17 protein-coding genes are annotated in these 13,438 nt (G+C 52.4%); 7 read left to right on the top strand and 10 right to left on the bottom strand.

Annotated elements, in window-relative coordinates; all coding sequences use genetic code 11:
- Positions 1–11 precede the first annotated feature (11 nt).
- From PsW64_RS11625 to PsW64_RS27365, 6 genes are all read right to left on the bottom strand, one after another.
- Positions 12–695 carry a hypothetical protein gene (locus tag PsW64_RS11625; protein ID WP_063303703.1) on the bottom strand — a complete coding sequence of 228 codons (684 nt, stop codon included), beginning with the start codon at positions 693–695 and terminating at the stop codon, positions 12–14.
- 169 nt (positions 696–864) lie between these two features.
- On the bottom strand, positions 865–1,401 hold the full coding sequence (locus PsW64_RS11620) for a phage tail protein (protein WP_063303702.1): 537 nt from the start codon (positions 1,399–1,401) through the stop codon (positions 865–867).
- Positions 1,402–1,516: 115 nt separating this feature from the next.
- Positions 1,517–2,248, bottom strand: a complete 732-nt coding sequence (locus PsW64_RS11615) for a hypothetical protein (protein ID WP_063303701.1) — start codon at positions 2,246–2,248, stop codon at positions 1,517–1,519.
- 312 nt (positions 2,249–2,560) lie between these two features.
- Positions 2,561–4,219, bottom strand: coding sequence for a DNA primase family protein (locus PsW64_RS11610; protein WP_063303700.1), 1,659 nt, complete (start codon positions 4,217–4,219; stop codon positions 2,561–2,563).
- A complete protein-coding gene (locus PsW64_RS11605) occupies positions 4,216–5,355 on the bottom strand; it encodes a DUF7146 domain-containing protein (RefSeq protein ID WP_063303699.1) in 1,140 nt (379 codons plus the stop codon). The genes PsW64_RS11610 and PsW64_RS11605 overlap by 4 nt, the downstream gene beginning before the upstream one ends.
- Positions 5,355–5,597 (bottom strand): hypothetical protein, encoded by a 243-nt coding sequence (locus PsW64_RS27365; protein WP_153042363.1) that lies wholly within the window; start codon positions 5,595–5,597, stop codon positions 5,355–5,357. Before PsW64_RS27365 ends, PsW64_RS11605 begins: the two co-directional genes overlap by 1 nt.
- Positions 5,598–5,674: 77 nt before the next feature.
- On the opposite strand from PsW64_RS27365, the gene PsW64_RS11600 reads away from it, so the two are divergent.
- Positions 5,675–6,352 carry a hypothetical protein gene (locus tag PsW64_RS11600; RefSeq protein ID WP_063303698.1) on the top strand — a complete coding sequence of 226 codons (678 nt, stop codon included), beginning with the start codon at positions 5,675–5,677 and terminating at the stop codon, positions 6,350–6,352.
- Between the two features lie 107 nt (positions 6,353–6,459).
- The gene (locus tag PsW64_RS11595) at positions 6,460–7,251 is read left to right on the top strand and encodes a hypothetical protein (protein ID WP_063303697.1); all 792 of its coding nucleotides are present in this window, start codon (positions 6,460–6,462) and stop codon (positions 7,249–7,251) included.
- A 71-nt stretch (positions 7,252–7,322) separates the two neighbouring features.
- On the opposite strand, the gene PsW64_RS11590 is transcribed toward PsW64_RS11595, so the two are convergent.
- The 4 genes from PsW64_RS11590 to PsW64_RS11580 are packed head-to-tail and all read right to left on the bottom strand — an operon-like array spanning position 7,323 to position 9,287.
- The gene (locus PsW64_RS11590) at positions 7,323–8,081 is read right to left on the bottom strand and encodes a BRO-N domain-containing protein (RefSeq protein ID WP_063303696.1); all 759 of its coding nucleotides are present in this window, start codon (positions 8,079–8,081) and stop codon (positions 7,323–7,325) included.
- Positions 8,081–8,254, bottom strand: a complete 174-nt coding sequence (locus PsW64_RS27595; RefSeq protein WP_193757788.1) for a hypothetical protein — start codon at positions 8,252–8,254, stop codon at positions 8,081–8,083. Before PsW64_RS27595 ends, PsW64_RS11590 begins: the two co-directional genes overlap by 1 nt.
- Positions 8,251–9,018, bottom strand: a complete 768-nt coding sequence (locus PsW64_RS11585) for a Rha family transcriptional regulator (protein WP_063303695.1) — start codon at positions 9,016–9,018, stop codon at positions 8,251–8,253. Before PsW64_RS11585 ends, PsW64_RS27595 begins: the two co-directional genes overlap by 4 nt.
- Positions 9,006–9,287, bottom strand: a complete 282-nt coding sequence (locus tag PsW64_RS11580; protein ID WP_063303694.1) for a hypothetical protein — start codon at positions 9,285–9,287, stop codon at positions 9,006–9,008. Before PsW64_RS11580 ends, PsW64_RS11585 begins: the two co-directional genes overlap by 13 nt.
- 330 nt (positions 9,288–9,617) lie before the next feature.
- Here PsW64_RS11580 and PsW64_RS11575 point away from each other — a divergent pair, with 330 nt between their 5' ends.
- From PsW64_RS11575 to PsW64_RS11550, 5 genes are all read left to right on the top strand, one after another.
- A complete protein-coding gene (locus PsW64_RS11575) occupies positions 9,618–11,102 on the top strand; it encodes a pentapeptide repeat-containing protein (protein WP_063303693.1) in 1,485 nt (494 codons plus the stop codon).
- The gene (locus PsW64_RS11570; RefSeq protein WP_063303692.1) at positions 11,103–11,531 is read left to right on the top strand and encodes a hypothetical protein; all 429 of its coding nucleotides are present in this window, start codon (positions 11,103–11,105) and stop codon (positions 11,529–11,531) included. It abuts the gene before it with no gap.
- Positions 11,532–11,621: 90 nt separating this feature from the next.
- The gene (locus tag PsW64_RS11565) at positions 11,622–12,059 is read left to right on the top strand and encodes a hypothetical protein (RefSeq protein WP_063303691.1); all 438 of its coding nucleotides are present in this window, start codon (positions 11,622–11,624) and stop codon (positions 12,057–12,059) included.
- Between the two features lie 228 nt (positions 12,060–12,287).
- Positions 12,288–12,725: a hypothetical protein gene (locus PsW64_RS11560; protein WP_063303690.1), complete on the top strand. Its 438-nt coding sequence runs from the start codon at positions 12,288–12,290 to the stop codon at positions 12,723–12,725.
- 377 nt (positions 12,726–13,102) lie between these two features.
- Entirely contained in the window at positions 13,103–13,423 is a 321-nt protein-coding gene (locus PsW64_RS11550) for a hypothetical protein (protein ID WP_063303688.1), read from the top strand.
- Positions 13,424–13,438: the final 15 nt, after the last annotated feature.

Here is a 13,438-nt window from a genome sequence, read left to right as displayed (position 1 = left end):
ACCTGTTATCGTTAGAGTTCCTCCTGTTGCTCCCCTGCAAGCATGAGTTCTTCTGCACTGGCTTCAGCCCCGACCACACCCTCTGGTAGGTCATCAAACTGTGGTGCTTCCTGAAAAGCAGCTTCCATTGCTTCGGCAATCTCCTCTGCAACTTCAAAGGCAGCATCCTTCAGCGCCAGACGCAGGCCATGGACACCATCCTTGGTGACACGCGCTGCCAGGTCATCCGCTCGATTGGGAAGCCGCGAAACAACGGACTTAATCTCGCCTCCCATTTTGGCGAGCGCATCTTCCATAAGATCGCGGCGCACCAGTGCTCCAAGCTCTTCCTGCATTGCAAGCCGGAGCCGAAGCACCTTAAGCCATGTTTCCTGACGCTTACCTTCGTTCAAGCTTTGCGGATCGGCACCGGGTGCTGCCGGCATACTCCCCTCTGTCGAGGGCTGGCTTGTTGGTGCCGTTGGAACAGCGGGGAGCTTGGTGGTCGTTTTCAGCGGATTAGAAAATCGGGAGCGGATGTGATCATAGTGGGCAAGCGAAAAGCATGTGATCCGCCCGCGCCCATCCCGCTCAACTGGCAAGTTATGATTGTCTGCGTAGTTGCGCACGTTTTTTGAAACAGCTGATTTGGAGACCCCATCCCGATCGGCAACCTGCACAAATGTTGCCATCACCAGTGGTGCATCTTCGTGCATCTGAAAACCTCCACTTCTGGCAACCTTGGCAACCGGTTGCTGGCAACTCTAACAACCCTGACAACTCAATTTTTCAATCTGTAAAACTGACGAAACCCCGGGAGCTGCGCCCCCCGCGGGGAAAGGATGTTTTGTACGGTCCCTTTTTTTCTCAGCCGCCGCCGCGCCCTCAAAGCGAGCGGAGCAGCCGGTCGATTTCGTGTTCCAGACGAGGACGTAGCTTTTCGTCAGCGACGCTTTCGAGCACGTCCATAAATTCTTCTTCATGATTTTGAACATCAGCAGCAGGGTTTGGCCCCCAAAGTTCGCGGACTGGAAGGCGAGCTGCGCTTGATCGTTTGAACACTCCGGCGTGACCAGAGGCCATCGTGGCAAGGAAGGTGCCTTGGTGTGTTCCCCAGTTGCGAACAGATACACCATCCCGTGTCTGGCGGACGCTCCCCAGCTGGTAGAGCGGTATCCAACCAGAGCGCATGATAACACTGGCAGTATCTGCTCCTGTGTTCATCGCAATGGTTACACTGCGAATATCCTTTTGCCGCATTCCTGTGGATGTTGCGGACTTTCGAATTACCCGAGTTTTGGCAATTGCTGTCGTATGTTTGAGGGCGCGAGCAATGGCCTTTCCTTTGATCTCACCAGGCAAGTTGCCAAGCCCACGCATGAGATCCTCAAGGTCTCGTTTGTCGAAGCTAACTGTGAACATGTTGAGGCCTCAGGAAACAGGAGACGTGGAGCTTCTCAATAAAAAACCGCCCTGCAGGTTGTCCCTCAAGGCGGTTTTCTTTCCGCTGTCAGGCTGTCAAACGACGCGGGTCATTTCAAGCCACTGAGCTCATTTCGAGCAATCTCACAGCCTTCCGATCGAACTCAGGTGCTTGAAACTTCATGAGTTTGTGAGTTTTCAACATCGGTAGCGCACCGCTTATGATTTCGAGCGCTGCGCACCAGTAGGTGTAGGTTTCCAGCAAAAACTCTTCCAAATCACTCTCAACGGATACCACCTGCAGCTCACAGGCCTGCCCGACGCGGCAGCCCGGCCCGTCATAGTCGTGAGGCTTTGGCAGTTTTGTACCCGGACGAGCAAAAAGCTCCTCACCATCAGCCCGCCAGTAGCTCATCACTGTGCGCCCGGTCCTATCGCGCTTTTCCTGTAGCTTGCTGCCACTCAGAGCTGGCTTTTCTGGCTGTGTCCGGTTTGCGCCGTAGTAGATCAGCAGGCCAGCGGCATAGGCGCAATCATCGGACTGAGCTGCAAACTCCTTCACCGCACTATGCACGGCCTCGGCATCCGGATGCAGCTCCACACATGAGCGTCCACCACCATCCACGAAGGTGCGCAGATGCAGCAGCTGCTCAAGTGAGTTCAACGCACAGCGGACGTCGAAGTGCCGGGGCTCATCATCGCTTACGATATCCAGATGAGCTTTCTGCTCGCCGTAGGTCCAGTCCAGCAAGCTGACCAGATCAATCCTGCGGACTTCGTTCTGCTGTGCCTGCTCTTGTTTGAGCCGACCAATGTATTCCGGTGATGCGCGCAGCGTTTGAACCATAATTGATCTCCTGCGAGTGTTCCGAGGGTACCGCGAGTGTTAAAATCAGACCCTCGCGGCCATTTTATCTTTTAATATCAATTGTTTTTATAACCCTCCGCGAGGGTTCAAGGGTTAGTTGACTAGTTACGCATATGAGAAGTCTTTTCCTTAAAAGCTATTCCCCATTCCCCTATATATGCGCAGGCGCGCGATATACCCTCGCGCCCTCGCGGCTATCCTCTAACCCATTCACGGCTTTACGAAATCCGGCGCGAGGCACACGGCTCAACCCTCGCGCATACCCTCGCACCCTCGCGGGCTCAGTTACACTCATCCCATAGGCTCCCAACTCATCGTTTCAGAACGCATCTCGGCTGGCAGATTGAAGCGCACATTGGCGTACTTGCGGATGCGGGTCATCACCTTTCGCATGCCCGGCTTCTTCGGCAGCTCGCGCCCTAAAGCTGTTTCCGTAAAAGGCTTTAGGCCGGAGATTTCAGACCACTTCTTATAGGTGTCATACATGGCGCGGCCAGTGATGGAGGGCTCGTTCGGGTCCTCTCCCGGCGGCTCGGCAAACTCCAGACAGGCATCCACAAATTGCTGTATCGGGTCCAGTTCGGTCTTGTAATCCTGCGTCAGGCCTTCCACGGCTGGCGGCACGTCCAGCCCTTCCTCCATGTAGATCTGCAGCCCCTTCAGCATCCAGTTGAGAATGCCCGATCGCTCGGCCTCGAACTCGGCCAGCACCTCGGCCATGGGCCGCTTCTGCTCTTCGCTGATGCGCACAGACCACGGCACGATCAGCAAGCGCCGCCAGATGCCATAGTCATTGCCTTTGATGAAGGGCTTGTCGTTACCACTCATGATCGCCTTGAAGATCGGCGTCATATCAAAGAAGCCCTGATGCAGCCGGCGCACCTGCATGGGCTCACCACCCGTCAGCGCCTTGATCAGCTCCTCCTTCACCGCTTCGCCCTTGGGCAGTTCGGAAACGCGCACCAGCCGTTTGCCCACCAACGTTGCCAGATCCGGCGTTGCCTGGTCACCACGCCGCTGGCCTGTGCCCGTCACACTTTCCGGGTTCAGCTGTCCGGCATAATCGCCCATCAGCCCGCAGATCGCCTCCACGAAGGTGGATTTGCCATTGGCCCCATCACCATAGAAGAACAGCAGCTTTTGCTCTGCCGTCAGCCCGGTCAGGCAATAGCCGGCATACACCTGCAAAAAGCGCTGCACGCCCACATCGGGCTGGAAGAAATCCAGAAACGCCTGCCATTGCTGGCATTCCGCTTTGGGGTCAAAGTTCACCGGTGCGCATTTGGAAAGCCGCATAGCTCTGTCGTGGGCCACGGAATCCGGCACCATCACCTGCCCGCCTTCTCCATCAGGTTCAGGGTGCAGCTGCAGCGTGGCCGTGCGCGTGTTGAACACAAGATCGTCTTCGTCCATTTCCTCTGGCGCATAGGTCACATGCGGCAGGGCCTGTACAATCATGCCTTTGATCTTGTTGGAATTGCCGCTGGAAACCGCAAACTTCTTGCGCGCAGTCCGCCTGCCGGAGCGGGCCTTTTTCACGTCCTCCGCATCCTTCAGCAGGGCTTCCTGCTCTTTGGTCAGCGCCGCTTCTTCTGCCAGACGCGGCACCGCCTTGGCTTTTTCCAGCACCAGCTCCTCCCAGGGCTCATAGCCAAGGTAGTCGAGCTCTTCTTTAATCAGCTCCGCCGTGCGCTGCGCATAGCGGGTCATCACTTCCTCACCGCCGGTCAAATCCCAATGGGTGCCTTTGAAGGTGTAAAATCCCACCTCCCGCACATGCAAAAACTCCTCACCAAAATGCTCCCGCAGCCGCTTGGCATTGCCCGTATCATTCTGGTCATAAAGCGCGCAGCGCGAGAGTTTTTCCGCAAACTCGGTTGAAAGTGGGGTGATGAGGGGATCGTCACTTGGCTGCATCGCGCCCTCAATCGCCTGGCTCATGGTGCTCATGCCGCATCCCTCCCGTTCGCCAGTATCCAGTCATTCATGTCCATCCCCAGTGGTGGCCATAAGATCTGCGCTGACCGCTCCTCAAAGCGCAGGCGCCGCACAGCCCGTTCCAGCTGAGCTTTCAGTGCCTCAAGGTCTTTGGTGTCACTGTCGGCCAAAACAATCATGGACCGCGCCTCAAATGGCAGAAACGCCCGGGCGCTGGCCATGTCCGGTTGCCGTGATGGCAACAGGTGGCCGGTACGCACCGGATGCGGCTCGCAGATCCCGTCGGGTTTGCCAGAGCCCACCAGATTACCAAGCGAGCCCGCACACCAGCACGAAAGGCCAAAGGGCGCACAGGACAAGCAGGTCTCAATGCCCTCACCCACGCCCATCACAGGCGCAGGCGGGCCAAGCCGCAAACTGGCGCCCATATACGGTCCGCGGATTTTTTTGGCCGGCAACCGCAGCCCATCCTCAAGGCTTAGTTTGATTTTGCCGCTGCCATCCGCGTTCAGCCAGGTCTGGTGCACCGCTGCAAACCGACCCTGCTTGTTTTGAAAGGCCGCCAGCAGCGCAGGCCCATGATGGATGATCTCGAAACGACCCTTTGCAGTCTCTGCCCAATACGGCAGATCCGCAGCAAACCGCAGCACCGCGCCGGGCAACGGGATGTCACCCAGCCCCCGCGCCTCGCGCAGATAGGTTTCCGCAACACTGCCGGAAAGCTCTGTCCCCGCTGAAAAGATCTTGTAGGCCGCCTGACGCGCTTTTTCCTGTGTGGAGGCCGTGCGCGCAGCCGCAAGCACCTTGTTGTCCTGCACCAGCTTTTGCTGTTTGTCCTGCCAGCACTGATCACGGGCAATCTGTGCCCCACCCAATGCCTCAACCGCATCAGCAAAACTCGAAAAGCCCTCAAATTCCATCATCCAGTCGATGATGGACCCGGAGCGGCCACAGGCGGTGGAGTAACAGCGAAAACTGTTGCTAACAGGATCAAACACAAAGCTGGCATTGCGATCGTCATGGTCGGGAAACGGACATTTGCCGGAATACAGCCGGCCAGATTTGCGCAATGTGGTGTGGCGGCAAATGCGACCATACAGGTCAGCAGATTGTTTCAACCGCAATAAGTCGAGAGTGGAATACCGCATCACACCAACCTCCCTTGCTTGGGCGGTCGTGGCGGCGGCGGCGTGCGCTTGGCGGCCTCAACATCTTCCTCATACTGTTTGGCATGCTCGGGACAAAACCACAGCTGCTGACGCTTGCCTGCATCATCCACGGTGTAACCACGAGAGCCCCAGTTTGGACAGCCCTCAGCCATGCAAGGATGCTCAGAATGACCTGCGACCGTTGTTCTGGGGGATTTACGGAGATCTATCTTGAGGGTCATGCTGCGCACCTCTCAACTGATGCGTGCATAGTACGAGAGACTCGGTTATGTCCTAGAGGCGTATTGGAGTTGTGTGCATGAACAACCGAAACTGGAACCAACTTGTGGCCGTCGCTGCAGGTACTACTGTTGCGGCCATCTTTCTGGCAACGATAACTCACATACCAATCCACGAATGGGCGTTTTGGGAAAAAGCTGTTTCTACACTCAATCTGAGTATTCTTTTGGGCATCCTGACGCTGATTTTTGTTTTGCGACAAATCTCGATAGCCCAAGAAGATAACGCCCTTTTGAAGTTCTCGCTTGCAGCTGATTTCCTTGACTTTCTTTACAAGCAAGAAGATATCGCTGTGCAATGCATCAGGCTTTCGAGGATGATCGGAGTCCTCAATCATGAGATAACGCGAAATCCCCATAAGATTTTTGCATTTGAGTATGCCGACCATGCCAAACATCAAAAAGTAATCAGCGACAAGTGCACACAACTGTTGCGGAAAATGGATGAGCATCGTCCTGCTGCACGAAAATATTTTAATCCCGATGTACTCAAAAAATTTGATGAGCTTTACGGACAGTGTGACCGTTTTCTTGCCTTTGAGTACGACGCTTGGGTTCAGGAAGACAAACTGCGCGATGAGTATGTTGAACAGTTCAACTATGCAGCACTGACTTATGAAACAACAGTTCGCGAAATGATAGCGCGACTGGAACCAAGAAAGAACTCTGCACTTGGTAAGCTGTTCTCGGAAAACTAAATTTATGCTTCTTGTGATCATGCCACACACCTCGCAACTTCTGCGTGCGCCTGAACATGATTATCGTTATGACTAATCAGTGTGTTTGGGTCTATGAGAACCTCCCCATGCCCAAATTCAACTGGAAGCATTTCCTTGCGTTCGCCGCACTTGGCATCGCCTCGTCTCTTGTTGCAGCCTTTTACACTGCCTCTGTCGTTTCTTACTGGGCAGGAGGTGTACCTGTAGGGGCCGTTGCTATCCAAGCTGAGCAAGAACACTGGCTTCGCGCGTGGGTCGGCGCGACTAGTGGTTGGGCAGCAGCGGTTGCTGCTGTCGTGACTATAATTGTATTGCGCAATCAGTCTAAATTGGCTGAAAAGGCCTATCTGGCCCAATCCAAAAGAGACATTAGGTATCAACTTGCTAAGTTGACAAAACACATCCATACGATTGAAAGCGTAAAAGCAATAGCGCCACAAACATTTTACAGCCTCAAAACTAGCAGCAATAAAGTCGATGATGAGGAGTACGAAACTCGATTGGAGTACGCCATCTGGAACTTTGTTATGATTTTTGATGAAATTGAAAACTGCAAAGACACTCAGTTTGACGTGTTTGATAGCTTGACGGACGAAGTAGTAAAGCCGCACTCTATTGCTATGAGTATTGTTGGTGCTTTGCTCTTTGCATATAAGTTGGAGCATAATGGATCTCCAAAAAACTATTATATAGGTCAAGATAAGACACTGAGAAATAGAGATTTTTTCATTCGAAACATAGAAAACTGTGAGGATATTTTGCAGAGTAAGCTTGATAAAGGAGGAGGACACTCTTTCGAAGAGGTTCTCTCTGCTTATCTTGGGCTTCTTAAAAGTCAAAAGACACAATTGGAAGATATAATTAAATCTCGATCCTAACTTCGCAAATAATGCAAAATTACTATCTATACGCATGTATACTGAGATGATTTTTGTTTGAGCTTTTCCCATCACCCCTCCTCCTTCACCCGCAAGCCACGGTAAGTCACCACGCGGGCTTTGATTTTCAGGAAGTTGTAGTCTTGTGTGAGGTGGAGCATGGCGCGGCCGAAGGCGGTCTCGGTGATGATGGGGTGGCCTTCTGTGTGGGCCCAGTCTTTGTAGGCCAGGAACATGGCTCGGGCGGTGATGGTGTAGTCTGGATCCAGTTGGCATCCCTCCTCGATGAAGGTGCGCAGTTGCTCTGCTGATGATGCGACAATGCCAGTTGGAATTTCGACTTTGCGTGGGGTGAAGGATGAGACCATGGGCAGGTCCAGCTTCTCCCAAAGCTCGCAGGCTGCGCGTGGGCCGGAGATTTTTGCTGCGATCTCTACCAGTCTGGATTTATTGGCAACCTCGGTCAGGCTTCCAAGATCAGCGCGATCAACCAGCCTCTCGCCTTTTGGGGTATACGCTCCAGTTTTGCGGATGCTCGGCAGAACGTCATGAGCAAGCCAGCGCTTGAAACGCTCTGCCTCTGGTTTGCGCGAACGGAAGATCAAGCGATAGAGACCAGGTTCTGAGATGACGATCATTTGCTGATCTCCAGAGGGGGTGCCTACAGTATAGGTACCCCTTTCCTCTTCATCCAAAGCATCCAGAGCCTGATGATGCTTTCCGATGTCCAATGAACGGCAAACATCCTTGCCAACAAACCACGGCTCTCCCTCCAGCTTCACGATACGAACCAGATTGTCTTCAAAATCCATGTTGATCAGATCGGTCATCATTTCGCTCCTTTGGATTGTGCAGATGGGTGGGATGTCATTCCGGCAACGCGTGGCAAATCGAGTTTGAACCAGAGGGCTTTGGCAGCCTCCTCTCCGAAGATCAGTCGGGCCTCCTGAACCATCAGAAGTTTGTCGCTCTCAATGAGCAGAGCGATGTTATCTTTGGTCATGCTGCTGCTCCCCGTTCGGCAGATTCGATCAGCTGCATCAGGCCATTGAAGGTGGAGAAGTAGTAGAGAGGTTGGGTTTCGCGCGGGTTGTTGGCGCTGACTTGGTTTTTGCCGAAGGACAGGCCTTTTTCTGTCAGCAGTTTGAAGCGCTTTTCCTTGCCACTGGTGGAGGTGCGGGTGCGCTCCTCCAAAATGCCGAGGTCCAACAGCACCTTGTTAACGGCGCGGGCTGAGCGGTTTTCTCCGATTTCCTTAAGCAGAGTTGTGAGCGCCAGACAGGCTCTCTCATTGACATAGTCAGGCAACATGTTGGTTGCGCAGCCGTGGTTGTTGGCCACGGTTTCAATCATCTTCAGCTTGGAGCTGTCAGACATGGCGAGCGCCCGTCCTGCGGCTTCTGCAACGGCCATTTCCATTTCAATGGAGATGACCTGCGGAGCCCTGTCATAATTGCTAGAAACAAGCCGATCCCGATACTCCAGAAACGCTTCAACGAGTTTACGTTGACCTTCCTTTGATTTGCGGCCACCAATGAATGGCATTGCAATCAACGCTGCCTTTTCTGACAGCTGATACATCGGCTGCTCTTTGTTCTGGGCGTTGAGGTAGGAGGACGACGCAAATTCCCGGAGTCCTATTGTCCCCTCATTAATCAATCCCCGCACGCTTCTGAGCACTTCGTCATGCCGACGCCCAAACACCTCCGCAATCACCAGTGTGTCCGTAACAGGCTTACCATTCTCAATTTTGATCAGATGCTGCATTCCGAAACTCCTTTGACTGGCAAAAGCACGCGGGTGGAGTGCCACGCGGATTGGGTGTGGGTGAAAATCTCTTTGTGGTGGGTGAAAAGAAGGGTCTGCAGGGTCACGATGGACTGCACCGCCTCGCACTGATGGGGAGGCAGGTTGTTGCCGAGCGCAGACATGGCGTGCAGAAGCGCGCCGAACTGGGCCACAGCTAAATCGATATTTTCAAGGGAATTCCGTAGTTCACGACACGCACGTGTCGCGTTATCTGCCAGCACTACCATGGCAAATCTCCTGTAGATCGGTTGAACCCGACTACCGCAGACGCCAATCTTTGGTGGTCGAGCGAACAGGATTGGCGTTACCGTCCTACAGGATACGGCGAGTCCGCAGACTCTCCCATTCACCCGACCATAAAAAACCACGCTCACGGAGAAACGTGGCGCGGTACGTGCGCCTGTAGAATAGGAAGGGACGCCAATCCCCGCACGCCTTTGTGTGACGCACTCACTGGTAAACCACCAGCTGAGCGGAATCATGACCTGATTTGTACCTGTTGTCAACGCAGATGGAATCGCGGATAGGTTGCATATATTTGTATTGGGAATACTTAAATGGAAAAACTGCGCTGGCTCTTCAGAACAAAAAAAGATTTTCGGAGTTTGCGCACTCGAGCGATAGTGCTCTTTGTTGCCATTTACATTGGCTCTTCCCTGCTTGGGCCGATGATCGCAATGTTGGACGTTATCTTCGAATGGGTAATAGCGTTTTTTGCAGAGCTCGCAGGAACTGGTGAGTTTGATAAAGCAAAGGCCAGTAAACTTGTGGTTCTTCGCAATGTTGCAGTGATCATCGTTTCGGTCATAGCTTTGTGGCTTGCTTACAAGCGAACCAAAACCAGCACCCGACAAGCAGATCTGACAGAAAGAGGTCTGAATAACGAGCGTTATCAAAAAGCTGCTAGCATGCTCGGAGAAGATCAAATGTTTATGCGCCAGGCAGGTGCAAGATCTCTTGCAGAGCTGGTGAGCCAGGCTCCCCAAAACTACTTTCTGAGTTCGCAAAATCTCCTTTGCGATTTCATCCAGCACCGCTCGGCAGAACTGAATGATCTTTCGACGAATAAAGCTAAGAGCAGAAACAAAAAAGCAAACCTTGATCAATCTGATCGCAAGCGAAAAACTGATATAGGTACTGCACTGACTAGCCTCGGCGAAATTCGAAGCCAAGTTATGCAACACCATGCTCTGGAAAACAAACCGCAACTGAATGCTATCAGCCTGAGTGGCTGCCAGTTTCCCAACAGCAAGTTGATCGGCCTTGAGTGTAAAGATAGCGAATTTATCAACGCAGATTTGCACGATAGCGATTTGAGTTATTGTGACTACACCAGAACAAAGTTCATCAATACGAACCTGAGCAATACACAGTTCGTAGGTGCTAGTTTTATAGAAGCCGATTTCAAGAACGCCGATCTCAGAGAGGCAAACACTTATCCTCCGGCAAGAACAGCTCTTGCAATTGCCATAGTACACTCTCTCCCGTTCGCTTTGGTAGTTATTCTTGAGAAGACAGACCAGGTCCACCCCGGTATCGCAATACCACTCGAGATCGGTTACGGCTGGCTGCTCTTGAATTTGAAACTTCAGACCAGACGAAAAATCAACAACAGAATCAAAATGTTTTTCTTTTCGACTTGGCCGTTTAAGCGGTTGATGCCGGCCTCCTCTGACTTCAGTAATGCTGATCTTTCGAATGCAAACCTTGAGGCTGCTAGCTTGGATTACTGCAACTTCAGCGGAGCGCGACTGAACAGAGCTAAACTCAAAAACGCAAACCTTTGGTATGCAGATTTTACAAATGCTGATCTGTGTAACGCTGAACTTTGTAATGCAACACTTACAGGTGCGACTACCCTGGGCACCAAGGTTGAGGACAAATGGAAAGACCTCTTCAGCGATGAACAATGGAATAGAGTTTGCATCGTAAACAAAAACGGTGAGACTATTCGTTCTCCAATCGCAGAATGCGCCGATCATCCCAAACCTAAAGCTGATGTTGAAACTAAGCTGGAAGAACTCGAACGGGAGGATGCCTAAATGACCACCCTGCCCCCTGCTCCACCGAAACCTTTCCGCTCCTACCTGCCAGGACAACTGCGTGGGTTCGGGTTTGTTTTTGCGGGCAATTTGTGGAGCCTGGGCGTCTATCTGATTTATCAGGGCAGCGTGCTGCGGGACTGGTTTCCGGCTGGGTTTCTCTGGGTTGTTGGGGCGGTTCTCGTTTACTGGCTGGCAACACGGATAGAGCCCGTTTTCAGCCCGCTCAAAGCCCTGTTGGTTACCCTGTTCTTTCAGGTGCAGATGTTCGCCGCCATCGCCTTCATCCGCGTTAGCCTGGCGGATTTCAAGATTGAGGCCCTCAACCAGCTGACCATCACTCAAATGGTTCTGGCCGTCTACATCCTCATGATCCCCATAACCCTCCTCACCGCCTTCATAAGCTGGGTGAGGCAGAGCAACCACTGAATTCTTTTCACTGGCGACAGACTGGACACGCATCAGCAAACTGAGCGACAGTTGCGCCATTGAAATCACTAGGAATTTTTGAGCAAATTGATGATTACTACCAGCGCTACGCAAACGAGAGCTGCTACCGATGATCCACGCCAGCCCCTGAGTAAAGCTGAGCTTATAAAGAAGTATGCTGCTGACATCGCGTTCGTCGCAGGAGCACAGGGCATCTGGTTCGTTAGCCGCCATCTCTATGACACGCGACCCATACTTCAGGTGGCTATGGTTGTCGGCAGTCTGATTATAATTAGCTTTGGTGTGTGGCTCAGACCAAGGAAGACCGACATTATCATGCTGCTCTGTCGGATTGTCCTGATAAACGTTGGCGTAGTTGCACTCTTCTTCGGGATTGGCGTTGCAATCGCCTTCCTGCACTATTTCGAAGTCCTTGAGGCGTGGGTAGCCGAACTCAAACCAATTTTTGGTCTGACAATCAGTAGTATTGTGACCTATTGGCTGTTCAATATCATTCGTGCGCCCTAGCGCCACACAGTACAGATACAAACCGGGGCGCTCAATCAGCAGACCATCACCCAAATGGTTCTGGCGGTTTACATCCTCATGATCGCCATACCCCTCCTCACCGCCTTCATAAGTTGGGTGAGGCAGGGCAACGACTGAATTCTTTTCACTAGCGACAGACTGGACACGCATCAGCAAACTGAGCGACAGTTGCGCCATTGAAAACACTAGGATTTTTTGAGCAAATTGATGGCTAAAACCAGCGTGCCCCAAAGCGACCAAACCACCATCGAACTGCCTCAAGTTCTGAGCAAAACTGCCCTTATAAAGAAGTACGTCGCCGTTATCTCCTTCATCATTGGTGGACGGGTTCTCTGGGCACTTTATCCGAAGCTCTCTGGCCCGCTCTCTGCACTTCAGTTGGCTATGATCGTCGGCTGCTTGACTGCGATCGGCCTTGGTGCTTGGCTTTGGCCTAAGAAACTCAACATCATCAATCTGCTTAGCCTGGTTGTTCTGATAAATGTTGGCTTGGTCACCCTCTACATAATCTTTGGCGTTCCACTTGGCCTCCTGGACTATTTCGGTTTCATTGATAGCTGGGTGACCGAACCTGTAACTCTGTATGGTCTGATAATCGGCAGTATTGCCACCTATATGTTGATCAATGTCATTCGTGCGCCCTAGCATCGGCCCGCCTCCTTTAGGAGACCGGGACGAACCATTGGTCCCTGAGACACGAAAATCTGCTTGAGGCGGCTAAACCAGTTGTCAAAGTCAACCAGTCTGCCACTCTGCATCGCTTGGTTGTAAAACGTCTCGTCAGTCGCTCCGAAGTGATCAAACATCATTCGCAATACATGCATTGCGCATGAATTCTTTTCACCCGCTAAGGTGTAGACTCTGAGGGCTGCTTTATTGCAAACTTGCCCTCGCGGTAATGGCGCGTTTTGCGCGCTATTCGCCCTTCCAAATACTCCTCTGGACATGCGCTTTCTCGTGAGTGAGCGCATGTCTCTTTTTCTGAATTCAATTGATACTTCAATGTAACGGACCTGTTCTTCATGAAAGACAAAGCCGATCAGCCTCGCCCCTATATCAAGTCCCAAAATACGTTTGCTGTGATTGGCTTGCTGGGCCTTTGTGGCCGTGTGTGTGTGTCCATCACCTTTTGGGTTAATGCAGCGCTGCAACTGATTGTCTCTGTTTTGATGCTCCTGAGCGATGAAAACAGTGATCCGGTTCCGCAACTGATTGCGGGCTGTGTGATGATGCTGTTGGGGTTTGTGTTCTGGCCTCATTACAAACCAGCTACCCAGCACACAAAACGCAAACGCGTTTATGCGGGCAGTCTTCTCAGAGGCAAACATACGGAAGCCGGATAAGGCTCTTGGTGCCAC

The organism is Pseudovibrio sp. W64, from assembly GCF_001623145.1.
GTDB lineage: Bacteria > Pseudomonadota > Alphaproteobacteria > Rhizobiales > Stappiaceae > Pseudovibrio.
This window is presented reverse-complemented; position numbering and strand designations above follow the sequence as displayed.